Source organism: Litorilituus lipolyticus, assembly GCF_006439335.1.
GTDB classification, from domain to species: Bacteria; Pseudomonadota; Gammaproteobacteria; order Enterobacterales; family Alteromonadaceae; genus Colwellia; species Colwellia lipolytica.
On the sequence record NZ_SAWY01000001.1, the window covers coordinates 136261 to 158403 of the forward strand.

The 22143-nt window shown below is 39.0% G+C and carries 18 protein-coding genes; 4 read left to right on the top strand and 14 right to left on the bottom strand.

The window, feature by feature from the left end; genetic code table 11:
- Window positions 1-4: 4 nt before the first annotated feature.
- Complete coding sequence (locus tag EPA86_RS00665; protein ID WP_140600864.1) at window positions 5-1135, bottom strand: S-(hydroxymethyl)glutathione dehydrogenase/class III alcohol dehydrogenase; 1131 nt, start codon at window positions 1133-1135, stop codon at window positions 5-7.
- A gap of 174 nt (window positions 1136-1309) precedes the next feature.
- Between EPA86_RS00665 and EPA86_RS00670 the strand changes: the two genes are divergently transcribed.
- From EPA86_RS00670 to EPA86_RS00680, 3 genes are all read left to right on the top strand, one after another.
- Window positions 1310-2176 (top strand): LysR substrate-binding domain-containing protein, encoded by an 867-nt coding sequence (locus tag EPA86_RS00670; RefSeq protein ID WP_140600866.1) that lies wholly within the window; start codon window positions 1310-1312, stop codon window positions 2174-2176.
- Window positions 2177-2328: 152 nt separating this feature from the next.
- Complete coding sequence (locus EPA86_RS00675) at window positions 2329-3435, top strand: YCF48-related protein (protein WP_140600868.1); 1107 nt, start codon at window positions 2329-2331, stop codon at window positions 3433-3435.
- A 2-nt stretch (window positions 3436-3437) separates the two neighbouring features.
- Window positions 3438-3956 carry an NUDIX hydrolase gene (locus tag EPA86_RS00680; RefSeq protein ID WP_140600870.1) on the top strand — a complete coding sequence of 173 codons (519 nt, stop codon included), beginning with the start codon at window positions 3438-3440 and terminating at the stop codon, window positions 3954-3956.
- Window positions 3957-4075: 119 nt separating this feature from the next.
- Here the strand turns inward: EPA86_RS00680 and EPA86_RS00685 are convergent, their stop codons facing one another.
- A complete protein-coding gene (locus EPA86_RS00685) occupies window positions 4076-5623 on the bottom strand; it encodes a methyl-accepting chemotaxis protein (protein ID WP_140600872.1) in 1548 nt (515 codons plus the stop codon).
- Between the two features lie 309 nt (window positions 5624-5932).
- Here EPA86_RS00685 and EPA86_RS00690 point away from each other — a divergent pair, with 309 nt between their 5' ends.
- Window positions 5933-6775, top strand: a complete 843-nt coding sequence (locus EPA86_RS00690; protein ID WP_140600874.1) for an isopenicillin N synthase family dioxygenase — start codon at window positions 5933-5935, stop codon at window positions 6773-6775.
- 94 nt (window positions 6776-6869) lie between these two features.
- Here the strand turns inward: EPA86_RS00690 and EPA86_RS00695 are convergent, their stop codons facing one another.
- From EPA86_RS00695 to EPA86_RS00750, 12 genes are all read right to left on the bottom strand, one after another.
- Window positions 6870-7229 carry a DUF6488 family protein gene (locus EPA86_RS00695; protein WP_140600876.1) on the bottom strand — a complete coding sequence of 120 codons (360 nt, stop codon included), beginning with the start codon at window positions 7227-7229 and terminating at the stop codon, window positions 6870-6872.
- A gap of 24 nt (window positions 7230-7253) precedes the next feature.
- Window positions 7254-7766, bottom strand: coding sequence for a hypothetical protein (locus EPA86_RS00700; protein ID WP_140600878.1), 513 nt, complete (start codon window positions 7764-7766; stop codon window positions 7254-7256).
- Between the two features lie 20 nt (window positions 7767-7786).
- Entirely contained in the window at window positions 7787-8455 is a 669-nt protein-coding gene (locus tag EPA86_RS00705; protein WP_246058190.1) for a HupE/UreJ family protein, read from the bottom strand.
- Between the two features lie 46 nt (window positions 8456-8501).
- The gene (locus EPA86_RS00710) at window positions 8502-11645 is read right to left on the bottom strand and encodes an efflux RND transporter permease subunit (RefSeq protein ID WP_140600882.1); all 3144 of its coding nucleotides are present in this window, start codon (window positions 11643-11645) and stop codon (window positions 8502-8504) included.
- A 15-nt stretch (window positions 11646-11660) separates the two neighbouring features.
- The gene (locus EPA86_RS00715; protein WP_140600884.1) at window positions 11661-12902 is read right to left on the bottom strand and encodes an efflux RND transporter periplasmic adaptor subunit; all 1242 of its coding nucleotides are present in this window, start codon (window positions 12900-12902) and stop codon (window positions 11661-11663) included.
- Window positions 12903-12912: 10 nt separating this feature from the next.
- A complete protein-coding gene (locus EPA86_RS00720) occupies window positions 12913-14187 on the bottom strand; it encodes a TolC family protein (RefSeq protein WP_140600886.1) in 1275 nt (424 codons plus the stop codon).
- 155 nt (window positions 14188-14342) lie between these two features.
- Window positions 14343-15311, bottom strand: coding sequence for a M56 family metallopeptidase (locus tag EPA86_RS00725; protein WP_140600888.1), 969 nt, complete (start codon window positions 15309-15311; stop codon window positions 14343-14345).
- A complete protein-coding gene (locus EPA86_RS00730) occupies window positions 15311-15697 on the bottom strand; it encodes a BlaI/MecI/CopY family transcriptional regulator (protein WP_140600890.1) in 387 nt (128 codons plus the stop codon). Before EPA86_RS00730 ends, EPA86_RS00725 begins: the two co-directional genes overlap by 1 nt.
- Before the next feature lie 252 nt (window positions 15698-15949).
- Entirely contained in the window at window positions 15950-17065 is a 1116-nt protein-coding gene (locus EPA86_RS00735; RefSeq protein WP_140600892.1) for a porin, read from the bottom strand.
- Between the two features lie 87 nt (window positions 17066-17152).
- Window positions 17153-20011 carry an aminomethyl-transferring glycine dehydrogenase gene (gcvP, locus tag EPA86_RS00740; protein ID WP_140600894.1) on the bottom strand — a complete coding sequence of 953 codons (2859 nt, stop codon included), beginning with the start codon at window positions 20009-20011 and terminating at the stop codon, window positions 17153-17155.
- Window positions 20012-20061: 50 nt separating this feature from the next.
- Window positions 20062-20448, bottom strand: coding sequence for a glycine cleavage system protein GcvH (gene gcvH / locus EPA86_RS00745; protein ID WP_140600896.1), 387 nt, complete (start codon window positions 20446-20448; stop codon window positions 20062-20064).
- Window positions 20449-20577: 129 nt separating this feature from the next.
- Window positions 20578-21873, bottom strand: a complete 1296-nt coding sequence (locus tag EPA86_RS00750) for a serine hydroxymethyltransferase (protein WP_140600898.1) — start codon at window positions 21871-21873, stop codon at window positions 20578-20580.
- Window positions 21874-22143 lie beyond the last annotated feature (270 nt).

The window sequence follows — 22143 nt, forward strand, 5'->3', positions numbered from 1 at the left end:
GCTACTATTTGTCAAAGTGAATAACACTGCGAATACTCTTACCTTGATGCATTAACTCAAAAGACTCGTTAATTGCTTCTAAGCCCATAGTGTGGGTAATAAAGTCATCTAATTTAAACTCACCAGCAAGGTAACGTTCAACAATATCAGGTAACTCTGAACGGCCTTTAACACCACCAAAAGCAGTACCTCGCCATACCCTACCAGTTACTAACTGAAATGGTCTTGTCGATATTTCTTGCCCTGCACCAGCAACCCCAATAATCACCGACTCACCCCAACCTTTATGACAACATTCTAAAGCTGAGCGCATAACATCTACGTTACCGATACATTCAAAGGAATAATCCACACCGCCATCGGTTAGCTCAACAATCACCTCTTGAATTGGTTTATCGTAATCTTTTGGATTAATACAATCAGTTGCGCCTAGTTTTCGCGCTAAATCAAATTTTGATTCATTAATATCAATCACGATTATGCGTGATGCTTTAGCCATAGTGGCGCCAATCACAGCCGATAAACCAATACCACCTAAACCAAAAATAGCAACAGTATCACCTGCTTCTACTTTCGCGGTGTTCATCACAGCGCCCATACCTGTAGTAACACCACAACCTAAAAGACAGACTTCTTCAAGTGGTGCCGACGGATTTACTTTTGCTAAAGATATTTCAGGCAAGACAGTATATTCTGAAAATGTTGAACAGCCCATATAATGATAAATAGGTTGACCATCTTTATAAAAACGGGTTGTGCCATCAGGCATTAAACCTTTACCCTGCGTTTCTCTAATTTTTTGACAAAGATTGGTTTTACCTGACAAACAAAACTTACATTCGCCGCATTCAGGTGTATAAAGTGGAATAACATGATCCCCCACTTTTACACTAGTTACCCCTTCACCAACCTGCTCAACTATACCGCCACCTTCATGACCTAAAATACTCGGGAATATTCCTTCTGGATCTTCACCTGATAGGGTAAAAGCATCGGTATGACACACACCCGAAGCAATAATTTTTACCAACACTTCACCTTTCTTCGGCAACATAACATCAACCTCTTCAACAGATAATGGTTGATTTGGGCCCCAAGCAATTGCGGCTCTCGATTTAATAAACTGATCTGACATAGTTAACTCCACTTCCCTTGAATAGGGTTAATAATTTACTTAGCAAAAATATATTCTCATAAGCTTAGCTCAAACTAACTTAATGGCTAAGCTGACTATATTGTCATTATATTTATTTCACAACAGATGATAATATACCACTTTAACAAATAACTTTTACATATAGGTAACAATATGGAATGGCAAGGTATTAGTGAGTTTGTTGCGGTGGCAGAAAACAACAGTTTTACTAAAGCAGCAAAAAAGCTGGCTATTTCAACGGCACAAGTGAGTCGACAAGTTACCGCGTTAGAGCAAAAATTAAATATTAAGCTCTTGTATCGAACCACTCGAAAAGTATCTTTAACCTTTGAAGGTGAGGTCTTTTTTCAGCACTGCAAACAAGTATTAAATAACTTGCAAGAAGCAGAGCGTGCTATTGTTAACTTACAAAGCAAACCTCAAGGTAAAATTAAACTCACGGCACCAGCAACTTATGGTGAAAAAAAAATTCTTCCTATCATGAACAATTTTTTAATTAGCCATAAAGAAATTTCAATAGATGTAAACTTAACAAATCATCAACTTGACTTGGTTAATGAAGGTTATGACTTGGCAATTCGGTTAGGAAAACTAAAAGATTCCAGCTTAATGGCAAGTAAAATCACTCAACGTAAAATTTATCTTTGTGCTGCGCCAGGCTACTTACAGGCGTTTGGTACTCCTCATACCTTATCTGAGTTAACACACCATAACTGCTTATTAGGTACCCGAGATTTCTGGCGCTTTAATGAGGGCACAAAAGAGGTGAATATGCGCGTTTCTGGTACTTTGCGATGTAATAATGGGCAAGCATTATTAGATGCAGCATTAAAAGGCATTGGCATAGTACAACTTCCTGATTACTATGTGGAGCCTTCAATAAAAGCTGGGAAATTAGTCACTCTACTCAGCCAATTCCAAGAGCCCGACGAAGATGTTTGGGCGGTACATCCTTTTAATAGGCAGCGCTCACCAAAAATTAACGCCTTAGTTGATTATTTGAAAGCACATATCGCTTAACAAAACTATCAACTAGTTCTTTTCAGCTGGTTCTTTAGATAACTAAACGCATAGCAAAAAATGCTAAACCTTTAGCTTGGTATATTTTATATCACCATTTAAAACGGTAAGATGGCTCCTTAACAACCATAAAAATATAATTGATATCTACCATGCAATCGATAATTCTACGCACTTTTGCGAAGCTCACAATACTACTAGCCACATCATTTGCCGACATAGCACACGCCTGCGAAAACACATTAGACTGGCAACTAACACAACTCCCTAAAAATGCTTCACTACGTGGCAGTGCCATGATGGGAAGTTCATTATGGGTGTCTGGCTCAAATAATACCGTTTTTGTCAGTCAAGATGGTGGGAAAACTTGGCATGATAAATCAGTGAATCACAGCACAATCACTGACTTTCGAGATATTGCATTATTCGATAGCCAAACAGCTATTGTGATGGGAGCAGGCTCAGGTGAGCTATCTACGCTTTTTAAAACCATTGATGGTGGTAATAGTTGGCACGCTATTTACCAAACACCACATAAGCAGGGCTTTTTTGATTCCATTGCGTTTTGGGACAATCAGCAAGGTTTATTGATGGGTGACCCTATTGATGGTTATTTCGTCATTAAAAAGACCATAGATGGTGGGAAAACTTGGCAGAGGATCAATAAACAGCATTTACCAGCACTAAAAGAAAAAGAAGCCGCATTTGCTGCCAGTGGTAACACGTTAATCACGGGTAAAAATGGCAAAGCATGGTTTACCACAGGTGGCTTTTCTGCATGGGTATATCATAGTGATGATTATGGAGAAACTTGGCAACGAACTGCTGTGCCGATTCATCAAACAACTCAAACTTCTGGCGGCTATGCCCTTGGCAAAAACAGCCTTAATGAAATCTTTGTGCTCGGAGGGGATTATTTAACCCGTGACGGCAGTTATCACAATACTGCCCAACTAAGAAACAATACATGGCAAACCACAAATACAGGTAATCACGGCTTAAGAACCGCTATGACGTGTCAGCAAACCATCTGTATCAGCACAGGGAAGCTCGGTTCAGATATTTCCTTTGATAATGGTAACAACTGGCAAGTTTTAAAAAGACCAAGTCATAGCCAAAAGCCTATAAACACTATAAAATCGCCGACTTTATCAACAACAGACCAAGGCTTTTATACGTTAGCCAGTGATAACAATACTTTTTTAGCAGCAGGAGCAAAAGGTAATATCGCGGTGATAACACTCAAAGCAAACTTGTAATTATGCGCTTACTAAAAACGACAACGCACGCTGATATTACTGATTTATCAGCGTCACAATTTACCCGAAAAGCCAGCCGAGCGGTTGTTTTAAAAGGGGAAGATATCCTTTTACTCTATACCAAACGTTACCATGATTACAGTTTGCCCGGTGGCGGTATAGATGCACATGAAACCAATATATGCGGCTTAGTTAGAGAATTAAAAGAAGAAACAGGCGCGCACAATATCAATCATATAAAAGCCTTTGGAAAGTATGAAGAGTACCGCCCTTGGTATAAAGATGATTTTGATATTGTTCATATGGTGTCATATTGCTACACCTGTACCATTGATGATGAGCTACTCAATCCAGAACTAGAAAGTCATGAAATAGCTAATGGCATGCATCCAACGTGGATAAACATTCATGAAGCTATAGCTCATAACGAACATACTATAGCGCACAGTAATAAAAAGGGCATGTCAATTGAACGAGAGACGTTTTTACTTAAGTTAATCGTTAAAGAGTTAGTGAACTAACAAGTAGTAATATATAAAAAAGGTAAACTTTTCGCATTAAACGACAAAGTTTACCCTTATTGACAAGGTGATTTTCGCCCCCTTGAATTACCTATTAATAACCATAAGCGCCTAGAGTGCTACTTTCTAAATTGCTTAACCAAGCTATGTTGTTGGTTTAATCGCTCTAGCAAGCTTTGGCTTAAAACTACAGCATGTTTACCGTGCTCTTCACTTTCTGCCGACATATCACTTATTGTGATAATGTTTTGATTGATCTGCTCAGCAACCACAGATTGCTCTTCAACAGCAGTAGCTATTTGAATATTTATATTCGCTAACTCTGAGACTTCCGCTGTAATATTAGTTAAAGAATCGCCTGTTTGATTAACTCGTTCAACACAATTTTGTGATAGCTCATTACCTTTATTCATCGCCGATGTGGCTGAATCTGACTCAACTTGAAGTTGTGCTAACAGCTTACTTATTTCTTCCGTTGACTGTTGCGACCTCATCGCAAGTGCCCTGACTTCTTCTGCAACAACGGCAAAGCCTCGACCTTGCTCTCCTGCTCTAGCCGCTTCAATAGCAGCATTCAATGCAAGTAAGTTTGTTTGATCGGCAATACTGCTAATTTCATCAAGAACTGTAGTAATTGCTTGGCTACCACTGACTAATCGACTAATTGCACTTTCAACTTCTGTTAATTGCTCTGTCAGCTCACTGATAGCAACAATGGTCTCTTTCACGACACTTTGCCCATCATTGCTGATATCCAAACTTTCTTGTGCGCTAGTAGAAGCCGTAGCAACGACTTGAGCTATCTCTTGAACGGTTGACGACATCTGATTAATGGCCGTGGCTATTTGTTCAGTTTGACACTTTTGATCATTTAAAATATTAGCCACATTATTACCACTGTCAGAGGACTCTTTAGCTGTCTCACTAATCGAAGCAGAGTCATCACTAACGCGACCTACAATCGCATTTAATTCAGCTTGTCTCATTTTAAGAGCGAGACTAATTGCGCCAATATCATCATTGTTACCAGAATAAATATAACTCATTAAAGGATTATCAAATACCGACTTTGCCTGATTGACAACCTCTACATATTTTTTGCGCCAAAAAGAAAAGATGACTAAAGCAATAAAAGAAACAAAAAGACTAGATATCGATAGCCATAAACTTGCCTCTGAGGTAAAAATAGCTAATGTAGATAAAACAACAATAACAAGTAAAAGTAATTGAACCCATAAGGAAATATCTGTTTGAAACTTAACTTTCTTGGGGGTGTTCCCTTGGTTCAGCTGCTCATACAAAGCGTCAGCTCGATTAACCACTTGTCTATCAGGAGCTGTTCTGACTGATTGGTATTCAAATATTTCACCACGTTCGTTTTTTATCGGGGTGACAAAAGCATTAACCCAATAATAATCACCATTTTTACAGCGATTTTTAACGGGTCCCATCCATGATTTACCTGACTGAATAAAGCCCCATAAATTTTTAAAGGCGGCCTTAGGCATATCAGGGTGTCGTACCATGTTGTGCGGATTATTGCTCATTTCATCTAACGAATAGCCTGCAATATCGCAGAAACTTTTGTTAGCATACTTTATTCGGCTATCTAAATCTGTGGTCGATAGAAGAATTTCAGATTCTTTAAACTTAACTTCTTTACTCAAAGGAAATACCCCTTTTACGAAACATAACTAAACGTATAGTGCTTTGTAATGCTTAACCAACACAACAAAGAACACATTTCATCGATAAGAGTTAATTCCCTTTAAAACCAAAGCATTGAGCGAAATATTAACGATATTTACCTAGTATTTCTATATGAATGTCTTAACTTCTGTCAATAACATATTTACGATCAAAGAATTAAGAGAGTTTTTTGATAATGACATGTTTACATCAACACAGTTGAACTATTTATCAAATCCAGTAAAATAAACCTTACCAAATGGTCAAGAATTTATTATGAGAAAACTATGCAAGTACAAGTTGTAGATTATACTGCTGAAGATGCACCACAAAAATTTGTAGAGAGCCTTAGAACTACTGGCTTTGGTGTTTTAGTCAATCACCCTATTCAACAAAGCTTGGTAGAGTCAATTTATAAAAATTGGCATGAATTTTTTCAAACAGAAGAAAAACACAGTTTTGCCTTTGATCCACAGAAACAAGATGGTTATTTCTCACCAGAAGTATCAGAAAACGCCAAAGGGCATAGTAAAAAAGATATTAAAGAGTATTACCATATTTATCCTTGGGGTAGGATCCCTAGCCAACTGAAAGATGAAATACTGGCCTATTATCAGTCTACATCTGAGCTCGCTGCAGAACTATTGGACTGGGTTGAAGCACATAGCCCTGCAAATGTATCTGAAAAGTATTCTGAAGCATTATCGAATATGATAAAAGATACGCCAAACACCCTTTTACGCGTTTTACATTACCCGCCATTAACAGGTGATGAAGAGCCTGGTGCCATTAGAGCCGCTGCACACGAAGATATTAATCTATTAACAATATTACCAGCCGCAAATGAGCCCGGTTTACAAGTACAACAACAAAATGGCGAATGGATGGATGTACCTGCCGACTTTGGTAACTTAATCATCAACATTGGCGATATGCTACAAGAAGCTTCTGGTGGATACTTCCCGTCAACCAGTCACAGAGTAATTAACCCATCAGGGAAAGGCAGTGATAAATCTCGTATTTCATTACCCCTATTTTTACACCCGCGCAGTGAAGTTATTCTTTCTGAAAAGCACACACAAGCGAGTTATTTATTAGAGCGCTTAAGAGAGTTAGGGGTGAAAGCTTAATAAAGTTTTAAATAACACGCTATTAAAGCCTGACTATATTGAAATTAAAAACGGAGCTTTCGCTCCGTTTTATATGTTTCTTTCTCATGAAATACTAATGACTGTGATCATGTTTTTTCGTAAAATCCACAGCATCTTTTACTGCATTAATCTCACCATTTTTACCAATATCGAAATATAACGTTTGCGACTTTTCATCATTAGTTGCTTCAATGATATAGCTGTCATCACCTTCTTTAACGACCTGATAGCTTGCTTTTTTCACACTAGCCCATGACGAGTCTATCTTTCCAATAGCCATTCCATAACTTTTAAAGGTCAACATCTTGGCGGCATTTTGCGCTATTTCAACGGCTTTTTCTTGGTTAACTTTACCGTGTCCACCTGTATGAGCAAAAGCTAGACTTGAGCACAAAAGCAATGTTAAAAAAACGATAACACTAAAATTTTTCATATTTACTTTCCTATAAATTTAAAACTATTTAAGACCTTCGATGACATAATCACCACTAAAGATCACTTGAACTTCAATATCTTTATCGCTGTTATTTTTCCAATACCAGCCATGGGAGCCTGTAAAAGGTGCGGTAAAGCTCCCTTTCATATTATCTACAGTCGCTATGGTATACGACTCAAAGTAACCTGTAGTGTCCCCTTCTGGTTCACCATGTAGGTCAACATAAAGTTCACTTTCGCTTGTAGCCCACTGATAAGTCACCTTACTAAACTGCTCAACAGTAAGCTTATACTCAACCCCACGTCCTGCTGGAACTACGACAACAACAGTATCTTCTCCACCTTTTGATATTGTCGCTTTCTCACTTGACGGTACTTCTGCGTTAAAAACCGTCAATCCGAGTTTTTCACCAACACCTGTAGGGTCAATGTTGTACTCAGCAGGTAAAATAAATAACACTAAAGTAATAGCCGCTATAACTATTGATAATAGAGTCGCCCGTATTAGTGAACGACGTTGCTTATTGGATTCCATAAAAATATTTCTCATTAAAATTAACTAACAAAATAACCGGTGAGTTGCATACCAACAAGCATAAAGCCCGCGCTCATTAAGGCGGTATTCGTTGCGGTAGCAAATTTATTAAAACTGTCGAATTGTCGCCACACATTGATGGCTAAGAGTATAAACATCAACGCGAGGAACTGGCCTAACTCCACACCCAAATTAAATGATAAAAGGTTGACGGCTAAACCATCGCTAGGCAGCTGAAACTCTTGAATTTTGGTTGCTAAACCAAAACCATGGAATAGACCAAATATCAATACTGCCTGCTTAGGGTTTGGCTGTTTTCCAAAAAAGTGCTTAAAACCGCCTAAATTATCAAAGCCTTTATAAATAACAGATAAACCTATAATGGCATCAATTAAATAAGCATTAACTTGAATGTTAGCCAATACTCCAGTCATAAGCGTTAAGCTATGACCAAGTGTAAACATGCTGACATAAAGCAACACATCTCTGCTTTTATGCAAAAAGAATAAAACACCTACAAGAAACAACAAATGGTCATACCCTGTCACCATATGCTTTGCGCCAATATAGATAAAAGGGATGATTTGAACGCCTGTATTATTCAGTAAGAAGTTACGTGTACTTTCATCGACACCATGCGCCATAACTTCCAAAGAAGTCGTGGCTAAAAGCATCACAAGAAAGCACATCAAATAACTAATTTTCTTATCGGGATTAACCTTGGTAAACATTCTATTAAGCCTTGTCTTCTATTAATGTGTGACTAGGAGCGCTTTGTTTTTGCACTCGAGAATGCAATAATCGATACAAAGCTGGCAATACAAACAACGTTAACAGCGTTGAAGATATGACGCCACCAATAACTACTGTAGCCAGTGGTCTCTGAACCTCAGAGCCTATCCCCGTATTCAGTGCCATGGGTATAAATCCTAAAGAAGCAACTAATGCGGTGGTTAATACTGGCCTTAAACGAGTGATTGCGCCTTTTATTATCGCCTCATCTAAGGCGAGTTTTTCTTTTCTTAACTCGCGAATAAATGACACCATGACTAAACCATTTAATATGGCAATTCCTGACAAGGCGATAAAGCCAACGGCTGCTGAAATTGAAAATGGAATATCTCGTAAGATTAATGCGAAGATACCACCTGTTAATGCTAAAGGAACTCCCGTAAAAATAATCATTGAGTCCTTAAATGAGCCTAGTGCCAATAATAGTAACCCGATGATCAAAGCCAAAGTGACCGGTACAACAACAGCTAAGCGCTGTGAAGCAGATTGTAACTTTTGATAGGTGCCACCATATTCAACCCAATAGCCAGCAGGCAAAGTAACATTTTGCTCAATTGATTGCTGTACATCATTCACAAAGCTACCGAGATCACGCCCTCTAACGTTTGCAGTTACCACTACTCTTCGTTTACCATTTTCACGATTCACTTGATTTGCACCATCAACTTTTTCAATAAGGGCAATTTCTTGTAAAGGTACATACCCTCCATTTGAAAGCATTATGGGCAGTTTAGCCAATGCGCTAATATCTTGTCGCTGTGCTTCACTAAGCCTGACGGTAATATCAAAACGTTTATCTCCTTGATAGAATTTACCAACATTTTGCCCCCCCATAGCAATAGCAACTTGTGCTTGTAACTCTGATTTAGACACAGCATATAAAGCAAGCTGCTCAATATTTGGTATGATAGTTAACACAGGTAAACCTTTCGTTTGCTCTAGTTGTACATCACGTATACCTTCAACACCTTTAATCGCTTGCTCAATGTTTTTTCCGACTTCCGCAAGAGTATTAAAATCATCACCAAAAACCTTAACAGCTAGCTCAGACCTTACACCAGCAAGTAGCTCATTAAAGCGCATTTGTATGGGTTGTAAAAACTCATAGCGATTACCTGGTACAGGGCTAACAATGGCTTCTAAGTCTTTAACCAAGTCAAGTTTCGCTTTGTTAGGATCAGGCCATTGCTCTCTAGGTTTCAAAATAACAAAGGTATCGGCAACACTTGGTGGCATTGGATCAGTGGCGACATCAGGTGTACCTATTTTTGAGAAAATACGTTCAACTTCAGGCAAGTCTCTAATTTGTTGCTCTAAAACCATTTGCATTTCTATAGACTGACTGAGTGACGTCCCTGGTATGCGTAAAGCATGCATAGCAATGTCACCTTCATCTAAATTTGGTACAAATTCACTACCGAGTTTACTGCCCAGAAACCCTGCATAGCCTACTAATACAAGAGCCACGATAATCACTAACCACCTTGCTTTTAACACGAAAGATAATATAGGGCGATATAATGACTCACTCGCTTTCATGATGAGGTTTTCTTTTTCAACCACAGGGCCTTTAAATAAAAGGGCAATGGCGGCAGGGACAAATGTCACTGATAAGATCATTGCACTGACTAAGGCAATAACCACCGTAATAGCCATTGGGTGAAACATTTTTCCTTCCACACCTGATAAAGCAAATATAGGTAAATACACCGCAGTGATAATAAATACACCAAACAAGGCAGGTCGAATTACTTCACGGGTTGCTTCAAACACTAAAACAAGTCGCTCTTTTACTGGAATAATCTTACCTTGAGATGCATGGCTTAACCTGCGCATGCAGTTTTCAACAATAATAATGGCACCATCAACGAGCAAACCGAAATCTAACGCCCCTAAACTCATCAGGTTTGCACTCGTTCGTGTTTGCACCATGCCCGTTACTGTCATTAGCATGGCAAAAGGAATAACCGCTGAGGTAAGTAACGCGGCTCTAAAATTACCTAACAGTAAAAACAGCACCACAATCACTAATATTGCACCTTCAATAAGGTTCATTTCGACCGTATCTAAGGTTTTATTGACTAACTTAGTGCGATCATAAACGGCGTTTGCCACGACCCCGTTGGGTAAATTCTTATTAATTTCTTTAAGCTTTTCACCGACATCTTTAGCAACTTTTTGACTATTTTCACCAATCAACATAAAGACGGTACTTAATACCACTTCATGACCATTTTGTGTGGCTGCACCAGAACGTAACTCTTTACCTTCTTGCACATCAGCAACATCTTTTATTCGTAAGTATTGCCCTTGCTTGGTTTTGATAGACGCATTAGCTAGCTGAGTTAAATCTTCTAGCTGGCCTGGTACTCGAATTAACCATTGCGCGCCATTTCGTTCAATAAAGCCTGCACCTTGGTTTTGATTATTCTCAGAGATTGCCTTAATAACATCTTGCTGGGTTAAACCGTACGCAATGAGTTGCTCTGGTTTAATGGCAATAAGTATTTCTCGTTCAAAGCCACCAATAGGGTTAACTTCAACCACACCTTCAACTTGCATGAGTTGTGGACGAATAATCCAATCATGCACAGTTCTTAAATCGGTTGAATTAATAACACTGCCATCAGGGTTTAGTGCTCCTGGCACTGCATCAACCGTGAACATAAAAATTTCACCTAACCCTGTTGAAATTGGCCCCAACTCAGGTTCAACGCCTAAAGGTAATTCTGATTTTGCACTGTTTAGCTTTTCACTCACTAATTGTCGAGCAAAATAAATATCCGTTTCATCGCTAAAAATAGCGACCACTTGAGACAAACCATATCGAGATACTGAACGAGTATATTCAAGGTTAGGTACGCCCGCTAGAGCAGTTTCAAGTGGGTAAGTAACTCGCTGCTCTACTTCTAATGGAGTAAAACCTGCTACCTCAGTGTTAATAACCACTTGCACATTAGTAATATCAGGAACAGCATCAATAGGAAGCTTGGTAAAATTCCAAGCGCCTAACAAAGCCAGGCCAACAACAAACACTAGAATGAGCTTACTTCGCTCAATCGAAATTTTTAAAATAGATTCCAACATACTTTTCAGCCTTACTTAGTGGTCATGTGCTGCGCCAGATTTATCAATATCGGCTTTTATGATGTAACTATTTTCAGTTACGTATTCAGTGCCTTCTTTTATCCCGCTAAGTACTTCACGCCAAGGGCCAGAGGCCCTACCTAAATTCAGCATTCTTACTTCATACTCTTGGCCTACTTTGGCAAACACTACGGTGAAATCACGAAATGATTGCAGCCCTGCTGATTTAACAGCCAACGGTACGGTGTATGTATCTACTATAATCTTGGCACGAATAAATTGTCCTACTTGCAAACGTCCTGAAGCATTATCAATGTCAGCTCTAAATATTTTTGCCTGCTGATTGTTAACACTAACTAAGGCATCTTTTATCTTTGCTGAATAAAGAACATCACTACCAGCGACGGTCATATTCACTTTATCGCCAACGGTTACTTTACCTTGTTCCATTGGAAATACGCTTAACTCAGCTGTTAACTTACTGTTATCTGTAATGGTCAGTAATGTTTGCTCGCCTGTTTGCTCACCAACACCAGCTTCTTGAAATGTGATAACGCCACTAAGGGGTGCTTTAATCGTGTACCTTTGTAGACTTTCATTACTTTCAACAACCATTAAGTTTTGACCTTTGGAAACTTTGTCGCCTAAAGCAACATTTAATGAAATTATTTCACCAGGAAAACGAGCTCGAATATGTCGAATAGCACTTTTGGGTAAAGCTAACTGGCCATAAACCGTAATAGTTTCTTGCAACTCTTGGCTAGAAACAATCTCCGTTTCAATATTCATTGATTTAGCCATAGCATCTTGAATAAAAGTTCTTCCTTCAAAGCTTTCATAAGACCAATGATATTTTTTACCTTGATAACTGGCTGTTAAGTCAACAACAAAAGAATGAGGCTCATATATTTCCATGTCACCACGTAAATAGTTACCTTCATTGCTAAAGTTAATGTCATCAACCACGCCACCTAAGCGCGTTAATTTAATACTTACATCAACTTCTGCTGCTGGTAACATTTTTTCAGCCATAGTGGCATAAACGCGATATTCTGGTGCTAGGCCTTGCTCGAAAAGGCTCAATTCTATGGCAAAATCTCCATCACGAAGCATTCGGCCATTATTTACTCCCTTTTCGACCTCTTCTTGCTGTTCTTGCTTATGATGATCACCAGCTAAGGCGACTTCGCTAACACTTGCTAAAAACAACGTTAAGCTTGCCACTAGCAAGCTAGCTAATATGTTGCTAATTTTCATAAAATCTCTCTTACTTCATAATAGAGCGCCCTGTTAAACGCTCTAGTTCTATATTGAATAATTGAATATTGGTAAATGCTTGGATTAATTCTGCTTGAGCATCTAATAAGTCTTGCTGAATATCATTCCACTCGCTGTAGCGATAACGGCCAATTTGATAAGCTTGTTTTGCTTTTTCATTGGCTTGTTCAAGTGCAGGGATCGTTTCTGTAGACAGCCCTTCAATAACATGTCGGTTATGCTTTAATTTATGTGTTAACAATAAAATCTGTGTGGAAATACGCTGTGATAAAGCCTCAGACTCAGCTTGCTTTTGGCTGCCTTTGGCTTGTAATGCAATGATTTCCCCTTGATTGCGGTTTTCACTACCCAGCGGAATTGAAATACTGGCAGTTAATGCAAAATCATCTTCAGCTTCATTTCTTTTCACCCCTGTAAAAACTTGCCACGATGGTTTCGCAGTCACTTTAGCTAAAGCGATTTCAGCCTCGGCGATCCTTTGCTCTGTTGCATAAAGCTTTATTCGAGGGTGGTTTATAAGTTGCTCGTTAGCTAAATCTAACTGTGTTTCTGTTGGAATTCGTTGCAATGTCCCAGACACTGTAAAGTTCATATTCCCCTGCCATTGAGCGGCAAGTTGTGCTTTTGAAGCTTCAATCTCATGAATAAGATCTTCAACTTCAAGTGCTTTTGTCGACAAATCAGCTTTGGCTCGTAATTGATCAATAATATTCGCCTTGCCTAAATCAACTTGCTTAGAGATTACCTCAAGTACCTTTTTAGCCTGTAGCTGAGCCAGTTTAGCCAAAGTTAATTGCTCTTTCTGTGATAAAAGCACCACAAAAATATTGGCAGTTTCAGCAGCAACATCAAGAGCTTTAATTTCCTTTTGAAGTGATACCCATGCAGATTGCTCATTAGCAACGCCAACTCGAGAGTTAATGACATCATTTTCAAGAAGCCAAGAAACACCTACAGTTGCTTGCATCGCCGATAAACCTGAATAACTGCCAGTGCCAAAAGCATCTTCAACTTCAACCCTTAACGACAAAGGTGAACTCACGCCCGCTTGTTGAATTAAGCCTTGGTTTACATTTTGCGCATGAACAAACGATTGCAATTCAGCATGCTGATTTAATGTTAAGAGAACGGCATCTTTTAATGTCACTTCCTGCTGTGCATAGGCAAATGGATTACCCAAGAATAAATTTAAGGTGAGCGCTGCCACACCACCTCTTAGCCAATAATTTAATGGCTTAAATGTTTGAGATTTTATATAAGGCATACACCTTCCTACCTATTACGTTGTAAACTAAAACCTAGACCCAATAGGTTTTATCTGTAAAAAAATCGCCGACTATAAAACAAATATAACTTGCTAAACCTGCGGCAAAGTTAAAACCTATTTCAAGTAGGTTTTATAATTAAATTTTTCAATAACTAATGATTAAATACCGTTTCCATTAAGTGATGAACACCATCAATTGAAAGCATACTCAATACAACAGTAACTGCGAGAAACATGAACGTTAACAAGCGATTAGCTGGCGTTAACTCTAGCTGACCTAAGAGAAAATATACCCGTTGTTCTAACACCTCGATGCCAAAATTAGCCACCAAATCGCCATTAAGTACAATGCCCTGCTGATTGTTCGCGTTGAGCTTCGCTATTTTTACCAATGTTGATGCCACTAAGGTCGGTGACGTACCATCATTTAACACTTTTAAATCGGCTGCTTGTTCCATCGCTAAGGTCATATGAAGTTTTAATCTGTTAGCAATGAAGGGCAAAAAGAATGCTGAAAAAATACTAAACACCCACTTTTTCAACGGGTCACTATAAGCGGCATGAGCCTGCTCATGACGAAAGATAATATCTTGTTCATCAGCTGTCGTCTTATCCAAAATTCCGCTGGTAACAAAACAGCTTTTGGTAAAAAAACCACTGGTAAACGCATTGGGCATTGGCGAATCAATTTTATAAGTATTTTGCTCTAACTGTTGGGAATAACTCGTCAGTAATTTTAATTCGTTTTTATGTTTAATCAGCGTCACTATTTTATTGATAAAAACATAAGCTATGTATGAAAAAGCAATAACTAAGGTAACACTGTGCCAACTAAGCAGTTCAAAACTTGTCATATGATGCCAGTGGGCCATCGAATTATCATTAAAGAAAGCATTGGTATAATAAAATGGGTAAACGAAGCAAATTGAAACACAGAAAACGGCAAACCAAGGCGCAGTGACAAGTAACCACAAAATAACTTTTCGAGACTGCACTTCAAGGCCAACAAAGCGTTGCGCCAGTAAAGTTACAACAGCCGAAACAGCAATATTGCTCAGTACAAAGGTAATGGTAGCAATTGCTAATATATTCAATAAAACCGCTAAGCCACCTTCAATCATTAGCGGTTACCCTGCTTTAACTTTTCACGCTTTGCTTCAATAAGCGCTTCCAATCTATTTAGCTGTTCTTCATTAAAGTCATCTGATATTGAAGAAAATGCCGCGACTAAACTGTTTTCATCTTCGGTGATAAAGTCATTGGTAACAGACTTAATTAATTGTGCAATTAATTCGTGACGTTCTACTTTAGGTTGATATTGAAAAGCGTAGCCTTCTTTATGACGAGATAATAAGCCTTTTTTATACAAGCGATCTAAAGTGGTCTGAATAGTATTTAAACTACCTCCTCGCACCTTTTCAAAGTGTGCGAAGACCTGCTTCACATCAGCGGATTTTTTTTGCCACAGATATTGTAGAACAAGTTTTTCTAACTCACCTAACAGCATACTTCACCTTCAAGACTTAAAACCTATTATTGATGGGTTTTATTCTAACAAGCTAAAACCTACTGTCAATGGGTTTATCCTTAAGGTTACATTTAATAACAACTGTGGAGTGATTATATGCTTGGTTAATGAGTTTAAAAATATTTACTAAATGACAAACAAAAAAAGCTCAAGCAGAGCTGTAAGTAAACTTACTAAGCACTACTTGAGCTTAAAAGTGGGGCACTCAGCCCCTGAGCATTTAAACTACTTTTAGAACAAACCTTCAAAATCGTAGCGTATACCAACGCTTAAATGATTTTGAGTATTAGCATCTTCGATATCTCGACTTAGCCACTCAACAAAAACACGAACAGAATCATTTAATTGATTTTCAAGTGTTAAGTTATAACCATCAAACGTTCGACCTTGACCATCACCATCCCAATCAAAGTAAGAGGTTTTAAAGGTATAGTTTTTTGGTAATGAGAAAGAAGCGGCCACATCAAAAGAAGATTGGTTATATACCATCGCTCCGGTATCTCGCTCAATATCTTGATACGTGGCAGCTAAATAAATAGTTTCATTGACTTTCCAACTACCCGCAATAGAGCGGAAATCCCTTTCCTCAAGTCCACCAAGTTCTTGATCTAAATAAGACGCACCCACATAGAAATCACCAAAACTGTAACCGACACCAATAGAGCCTGAATCAACGTGATCTACATCGTTTGCTTGAGAGTTATCTCCCCCAGCAGAGTTTTCCGCACTACCATTGAATTGCAATCCTGCATCAAGTTTAAAACCACCCTTAGTATAAGAATAAGTCACCATTTGGTTTGTTCTAAACGGACTTGCTTCATCATAACCAAACGGACTTGAGCGGTTATTAAAAATATCTGTTACTTCGGCAACTATATTGTAATGTGGACTCCATTGCTTACCGATTGCAACTTGACCAAAACTCCCTCTTAAACCGGCAAAACCTAATCGTGCATCGCCAAAATCTGCATCGGCTTCTACATCAATATCCCACTCACCTTGATAAAAAGCTGTAATACTTTCATTAACAGCTATATCGCCTTTAAAGCCTACTCGAGAGAAGAAATCAGTTACATCAGTACTGCTTTCTCCATCACCAAAGTCACTGTATGTTAATGCTGGCCTTAAGCTACCGTATAGCGTGACACCATAGTTTTCTTTTCTTTGCGCTTCTTTATTATCTTTGTTTTCTAGATCAGCCAAACGTCTCTGTAGTGTTTCTAACTGACTTTGAACATCTTGCTCTGATGCTTTTTTCTGCTCACCACTATCGGCTGCGTTAGCTGCAAAAACGGGCATTGCTAACATTAACGGTAGTAATACAGGTTTAAGTTTAAAATTTTTCATTTGTTCACCTTATTGTATTTATGTTGTGTGTTGTTAAATGCTTCTTATGAAGCTTATTGTTGTAATAAAAAATTTATTCAATTTGCCTTACAAATAACTTTCAATGGGCGGGCAGCTACAAATTAGGTTTCTATCCCCGTATACATTGTCGACTCGATTCGTTGTCGGCCAAAACTTTGATTGGCTCGGTGAGCCATTAGGAAAACAGGCTATTTTGCGTGAGTATGAATGAGACCAGTCTTCATCACTTAAATCACTCAGGGTATGAGGAGCATTGACTAATGGGTTATCGGTTAATGACCACTCCCCGCTCTCAACTTTTGCAATTTCTTGTCTGATCACGATGAGCGCATTAATAAATTTATCGAGCTCTTCTAACGATTCACTTTCCGTAGGCTCAATCATTAATGTGCCAGCCACAGGAAATGACATAGTGGGTGCGTGAAATCCAAAGTCCATTAAGCGTTTAGCAACATCTTCTTCAGAAATGCCTGACGATTCTTTCAAGGGTCTAATATCAATGATGCACTCATGAGCTACGCGCCCTTTTTCTCCGCGAAATAGGATCGGATAATGTGGACTAAGTTTCTCCATGATGTAATTGGCATTTAAAATGGCTAGCTCTGTTGCCTTCTTCAAGCCGTCAGCGCCCATTAATGCAATGTAAGCCCAAGAAATTGGCAGTATTGATGCACTACCTAAGGAAGTAGCAGATACAGCGCCTGAAGTTTGCTCTGTAACATGTCCTGGTAGAAACTCTGCTAAATGTGATTTTACACCAATAGGTCCCATGCCAGGGCCGCCACCGCCATGAGGAATGCAGAAGGTCTTATGTAGATTAAGATGAGAAACATCTGAGCCAATAAAGCCAGGAGATGTCAGCCCAACTTGTGCATTCATGTTGGCACCATCAAGATAAACCTGACCACCTGCCTCATGCACTAATTGACAAATATCTTTAATGCTTTCTTCATAAACACCATGTGTTGAAGGATAAGTGATCATTATCGCAGCAAGATTTTCTTGGTGTACTTCAACTTTCGTTGCTAAGTCATCCATATCGACATTGCCCTGTTTATCACAAGCGACAATAACAATACGCATTGACACCATGGCAGCACTTGCTGGGTTAGTACCATGCGCTGAACTTGGAATGAGGCAAATATTACGATGATGATCACCGCGAGATTCATGGTAACGTTGAATAGCTATTAAGCCAGCATACTCACCTTGCGCACCTGAGTTTGGCTGTAATGAAAAAGCATCATAACCTGTCACAGTGCACAGCATTTCACTAAGGCTTTGTGCTAATTCTTGATAACCTTGGCATTGCTCTTTGGGTGCAAATGGGTGCATTTGAGAAAATTCAGACCAAGAAACAGGCAACATTTGCGCAGTAGCATTTAACTTCATGGTGCAAGAGCCTAGCGGTATCATGCCATGAGTTAATGAAAAGTCTTTGTTTTCAAGACTTTTCAAATAACGCAACATACGTGTTTCACTGTGATAACTATTAAAGACGTGATGAGTTAAGTATTCGCTTTTTCTACGACATTCTTTAGGAATATTACAAAACTCTTCTTCTAAAGATTGCTCTATTGTTTCAATATCAAGGGACGTACCTGTAATAACCAAAAGTAATGCTTCCACATCAGCTTGAGTGGTTGTTTCATCAAGACTAATGACTAACTCTTGAGGAAATAAGCGTAGATTAAGCCCTTGCTGTAGCGCTCGCTGATAAATCGCTTGTGTTTTATCTCCTGTGGCAATGGTTACAGTGTCAAAGAAGTGTTCATGAACTAAAGTAAATCCACACTGTTTAATCCCTTGTGCCAACACTGACGCTAATCGATTTACTCTACGGCCAATTTTTTTCAGTCCGTTTGGTCCATGATATACCGCATAAAATGAAGCCATATTTGCTAATAGTGCTTGCGCTGTACATATATTTGAATTCGCTTTTTCTCGACGAATATGCTGCTCTCGAGTTTGCATGGCCATACGAAGTGCAGGTTGCCCTCTGCTATCAATTGATACACCAATCACTCGACCGGGAATAGTTCGTTTATATTTCTCACTCGTCGCCATAAATGCAGCATGAGGCCCACCAAACCCCATAGGCACACCAAAACGCTGTGCACTACCAATGACAACATCTGCTCCCATTTCCCCAGGTGGTTTCAATATCGTTAACGCTAATAAATCCGTTGCGACAGTAACTAATGTTTTCTTGCTATGAGCTTTAGCAATAAGCGTCTCTAAGTTGCATACTTCACCTGTAGTACCAGGATACTGAACCAGTGCACCAAAGACATCATGTTGCTCAAGTTCATTACTTGGTCCAACAATAACATCAAAAGAAAAGTAGTTTGCTCGAGTTAAAACCACATCAAGGGTTTGTGGGTGAACATCATCTGCGACAAAGAAGCTATTACTTTTATTTTTACTCGCACGCTTACACAAGCTCATCGCTTCAGCTGCGGCTGTTGCCTCATCAAGCAATGAAGCATTAGATAATTCCATTGCCGTTAGGTCAGTAATCATCTGCTGATAGTTTAATAACGCTTCAAGCCTGCCTTGGGAAATTTCTGGCTGATAAGGGGTATAAGCTGTATACCAACCAGGGTTTTCAAAGACATTACGTAAAATAACATTTGGCACATGCGTATCGTAATACCCCTGACCAATGTAACTTTTATTGACCTTATTTTTAGCTGCAATTTCATGCAACTTGCTAAGCATATCCTCTTCACTTAACGGCTTAGCTAAATTCATAGGTTGAGGTAGGCGAATATTCTCAGGCACAGTACTTTCAATAAGTTGCTCCGTAGAATCTAATGACAGCGCTTCTAACATGTGTTGTTCTTGCTGTGAGTTTGGGCCAATGTGACGACTAATGAAATCCGACTCATTACCTAATTGTGTTAACAAACTATGATTGCTCATTAATATCTCCCAACCCTTTAGGGTCATAACCTTGTTGTTTTTAAATGAAATTAATCTTCAAGACTTGCTTGATATGCTTCACTGGTTAATAAATTATCCAGTTCTGCTGAATCTGATAATTTCACTTTTGCAATCCAACCCTCAGTTTGTGCCGCTTCATTAATCAGTTCAGGGTTATCTTCCAACGCATCATTGATCTCGATGACTTCACCCGTTACGGGCGCATATACATCTGAAGCAGCCTTAACCGATTCAACAAGAGAAAAAACTGCACCTGCGGTAATGTCCTCACCTTCTTCTGGTAATTCAACAAAAACAACATCCCCTAATAACTCTTGCGCATGATGCGACACACCAATAGTGGCAGTGCCATCGCCATGATCTTTTACCCATTCATGGCTAGAGGCGAATCTATAATTGTTATCTGATGTACTCATTTGTTATCTCCAAAATTCTATTTATTACAGTTCAAACACTATTTTTAGGGTGTGTTTAAACTCAGAAAAGCGTAACTATTCAGCTTTTCCTTATTGTTCTGTTCAATGATTTTCTAGCGATACAAATTTCTAGCGATACAATGGAAATTCTTCACAAAGTTTTTGTACCTGCGCTAAGGCTTTTGCTTCCGCTACACTGTTATCTTCAGGGTTTGCAGCTAAACCATCTAAAACGTCACCAATGCAGTGGCCAATTAATTCAAACTCTGCATTGCCAAAACCTCGGCTGGTGCCTGCTGGTGTTCCTAAGCGAATTCCTGATGTCACCATGGGTTTTTCTGGGTCAAAAGGGATACCATTTTTATTACAGGTAATGCCGGCGCGCTCTAGGCTTTCTTCGGCGATATTACCTTTCAAGCCTTTTGGTCTTAAATCAACCAGCATCAGATGAGTGTCAGTTCCACCAGTTACAATATCGCAACCGCGTGTTTTCAGTGTGCTAGCCAGCACTTTTGCATTACTTAATACATTTTTAATGTAAGCATGAAATTCAGGCTCTAACGCTTCCCCTAATGCAACGGCTTTTGCAGCAATAACATGCATTAATGGGCCACCTTGCAATCCAGGGAATACGGCAGAGTTTATTTTTTTCGCGATAGTTTCATTGTTAGTTAGGATCAAGCCACCACGAGGTCCGCGTAAGGTTTTGTGAGTTGTTGTCGTAACGACATCTGCATAAGGTAAGGGATTTTGATGATGTCCAGTTGCAACGAGACCCGCTATATGAGCCATATCCACCATTAATAAGGCACCGACTTCATCAGCTATTTTTCTAAACACTGAAAAATCTATTTCGCGCGGTATTGCAGAGCCCCCAGCAATTATCATTTTTGGCTTGTGCTCTTTAGCCAATGCAAGTACTTCATCATAATCAATCAGCATGTTGTCTTTGCGAACACCGTATTGAATCGCATTAAACCATTTGCCTGACTGTGCCGGACGTGCACCATGAGTTAAGTGTCCACCAGCATCTAATGACATACCTAAAATGGTATCTCCTGGCTGGACTAACGCTAGCATCACTGCACCATTAGCTTGTGCACCAGAATGTGGTTGCACATTGACATATTGCGCTTCAAAAATGCACTTAGCTCGGTCTATCGCTAATGTTTCAACAATATCTACATGCTCACAGCCACCGTAATATCTACGCTTTGGGTACCCTTCTGCATATTTATTAGTTAATAAAGACCCCTGAGCTTCCATAACTGACTTTGATACAATATTTTCAGAGGCAATTAATTCAATTTGTTGCTCTTGTCGCTTGGCTTCAAGTTGCATGGCCATTTCAACTGCGCCATCAGTCACAGATAACTGAGCTGAGAAGAAATGTTCTAATTCAAACGATTGATACTTACTTTTCATAATAATTGCCTTTTACTTGAGCTAGCCATTCTAGCTATATACACGATGAGCATTACCTAATGCTTTCAAATAAAGCGACTTACCTTTAGGTGCTTGCTTTATCTAATATTGTTCTATTGCTACTGCATTTTTTAGTGAACCGATTTATCAATTAGTTAATCCACAAAAATAATGAAATTTTTTAGACCTATGCGAGGTCTACTTTTCATACGCCTAAATGACTAATTAATTTAGCTTATCGACTGAGACATTCAGTTTCTTTTTTACCTT

Bases quoted from the DNA above. Each gene is read 5' to 3' on its own strand.
- EPA86_RS00695 (WP_140600876.1), bottom strand. From the start codon at position 7,229: ATGAAAAATTTTAGTGTTATCGTTTTTTTAACATTGCTTTTGTGCTCA.
- EPA86_RS00675 (WP_140600868.1), top strand. From the start codon at position 2,329: ATGCAATCGATAATTCTACGCACTTTTGCGAAGCTCACAATACTACTA.
- gcvH (WP_140600896.1), bottom strand. From the start codon at position 20,448: ATGAGTACATCAGATAACAATTATAGATTCGCCTCTAGCCATGAATGG.
- EPA86_RS00720 (WP_140600886.1), bottom strand. From the start codon at position 14,187: ATGCCTTATATAAAATCTCAAACATTTAAGCCATTAAATTATTGGCTA.
- EPA86_RS00725 (WP_140600888.1), bottom strand. From the start codon at position 15,311: ATGATTGAAGGTGGCTTAGCGGTTTTATTGAATATATTAGCAATTGCT.
- EPA86_RS00750 (WP_140600898.1), bottom strand. From the start codon at position 21,873: ATGAAAAGTAAGTATCAATCGTTTGAATTAGAACATTTCTTCTCAGCT.
- EPA86_RS00680 (WP_140600870.1), top strand. From the start codon at position 3,438: ATGCGCTTACTAAAAACGACAACGCACGCTGATATTACTGATTTATCA.
- EPA86_RS00670 (WP_140600866.1), top strand. From the start codon at position 1,310: ATGGAATGGCAAGGTATTAGTGAGTTTGTTGCGGTGGCAGAAAACAAC.
- EPA86_RS00705 (WP_246058190.1), bottom strand. From the start codon at position 8,455: ATGTGCTTTCTTGTGATGCTTTTAGCCACGACTTCTTTGGAAGTTATG.
- EPA86_RS00715 (WP_140600884.1), bottom strand. From the start codon at position 12,902: ATGAAAATTAGCAACATATTAGCTAGCTTGCTAGTGGCAAGCTTAACG.
- EPA86_RS00700 (WP_140600878.1), bottom strand. From the start codon at position 7,766: ATGGAATCCAATAAGCAACGTCGTTCACTAATACGGGCGACTCTATTA.
- gcvP (WP_140600894.1), bottom strand. From the start codon at position 20,011: ATGAGCAATCATAGTTTGTTAACACAATTAGGTAATGAGTCGGATTTC.
- EPA86_RS00665 (WP_140600864.1), bottom strand. From the start codon at position 1,135: ATGTCAGATCAGTTTATTAAATCGAGAGCCGCAATTGCTTGGGGCCCA.
- EPA86_RS00690 (WP_140600874.1), top strand. From the start codon at position 5,933: ATGCAAGTACAAGTTGTAGATTATACTGCTGAAGATGCACCACAAAAA.
- EPA86_RS00730 (WP_140600890.1), bottom strand. From the start codon at position 15,697: ATGCTGTTAGGTGAGTTAGAAAAACTTGTTCTACAATATCTGTGGCAA.
- EPA86_RS00710 (WP_140600882.1), bottom strand. From the start codon at position 11,645: ATGTTGGAATCTATTTTAAAAATTTCGATTGAGCGAAGTAAGCTCATT.
- EPA86_RS00735 (WP_140600892.1), bottom strand. From the start codon at position 17,065: ATGAAAAATTTTAAACTTAAACCTGTATTACTACCGTTAATGTTAGCA.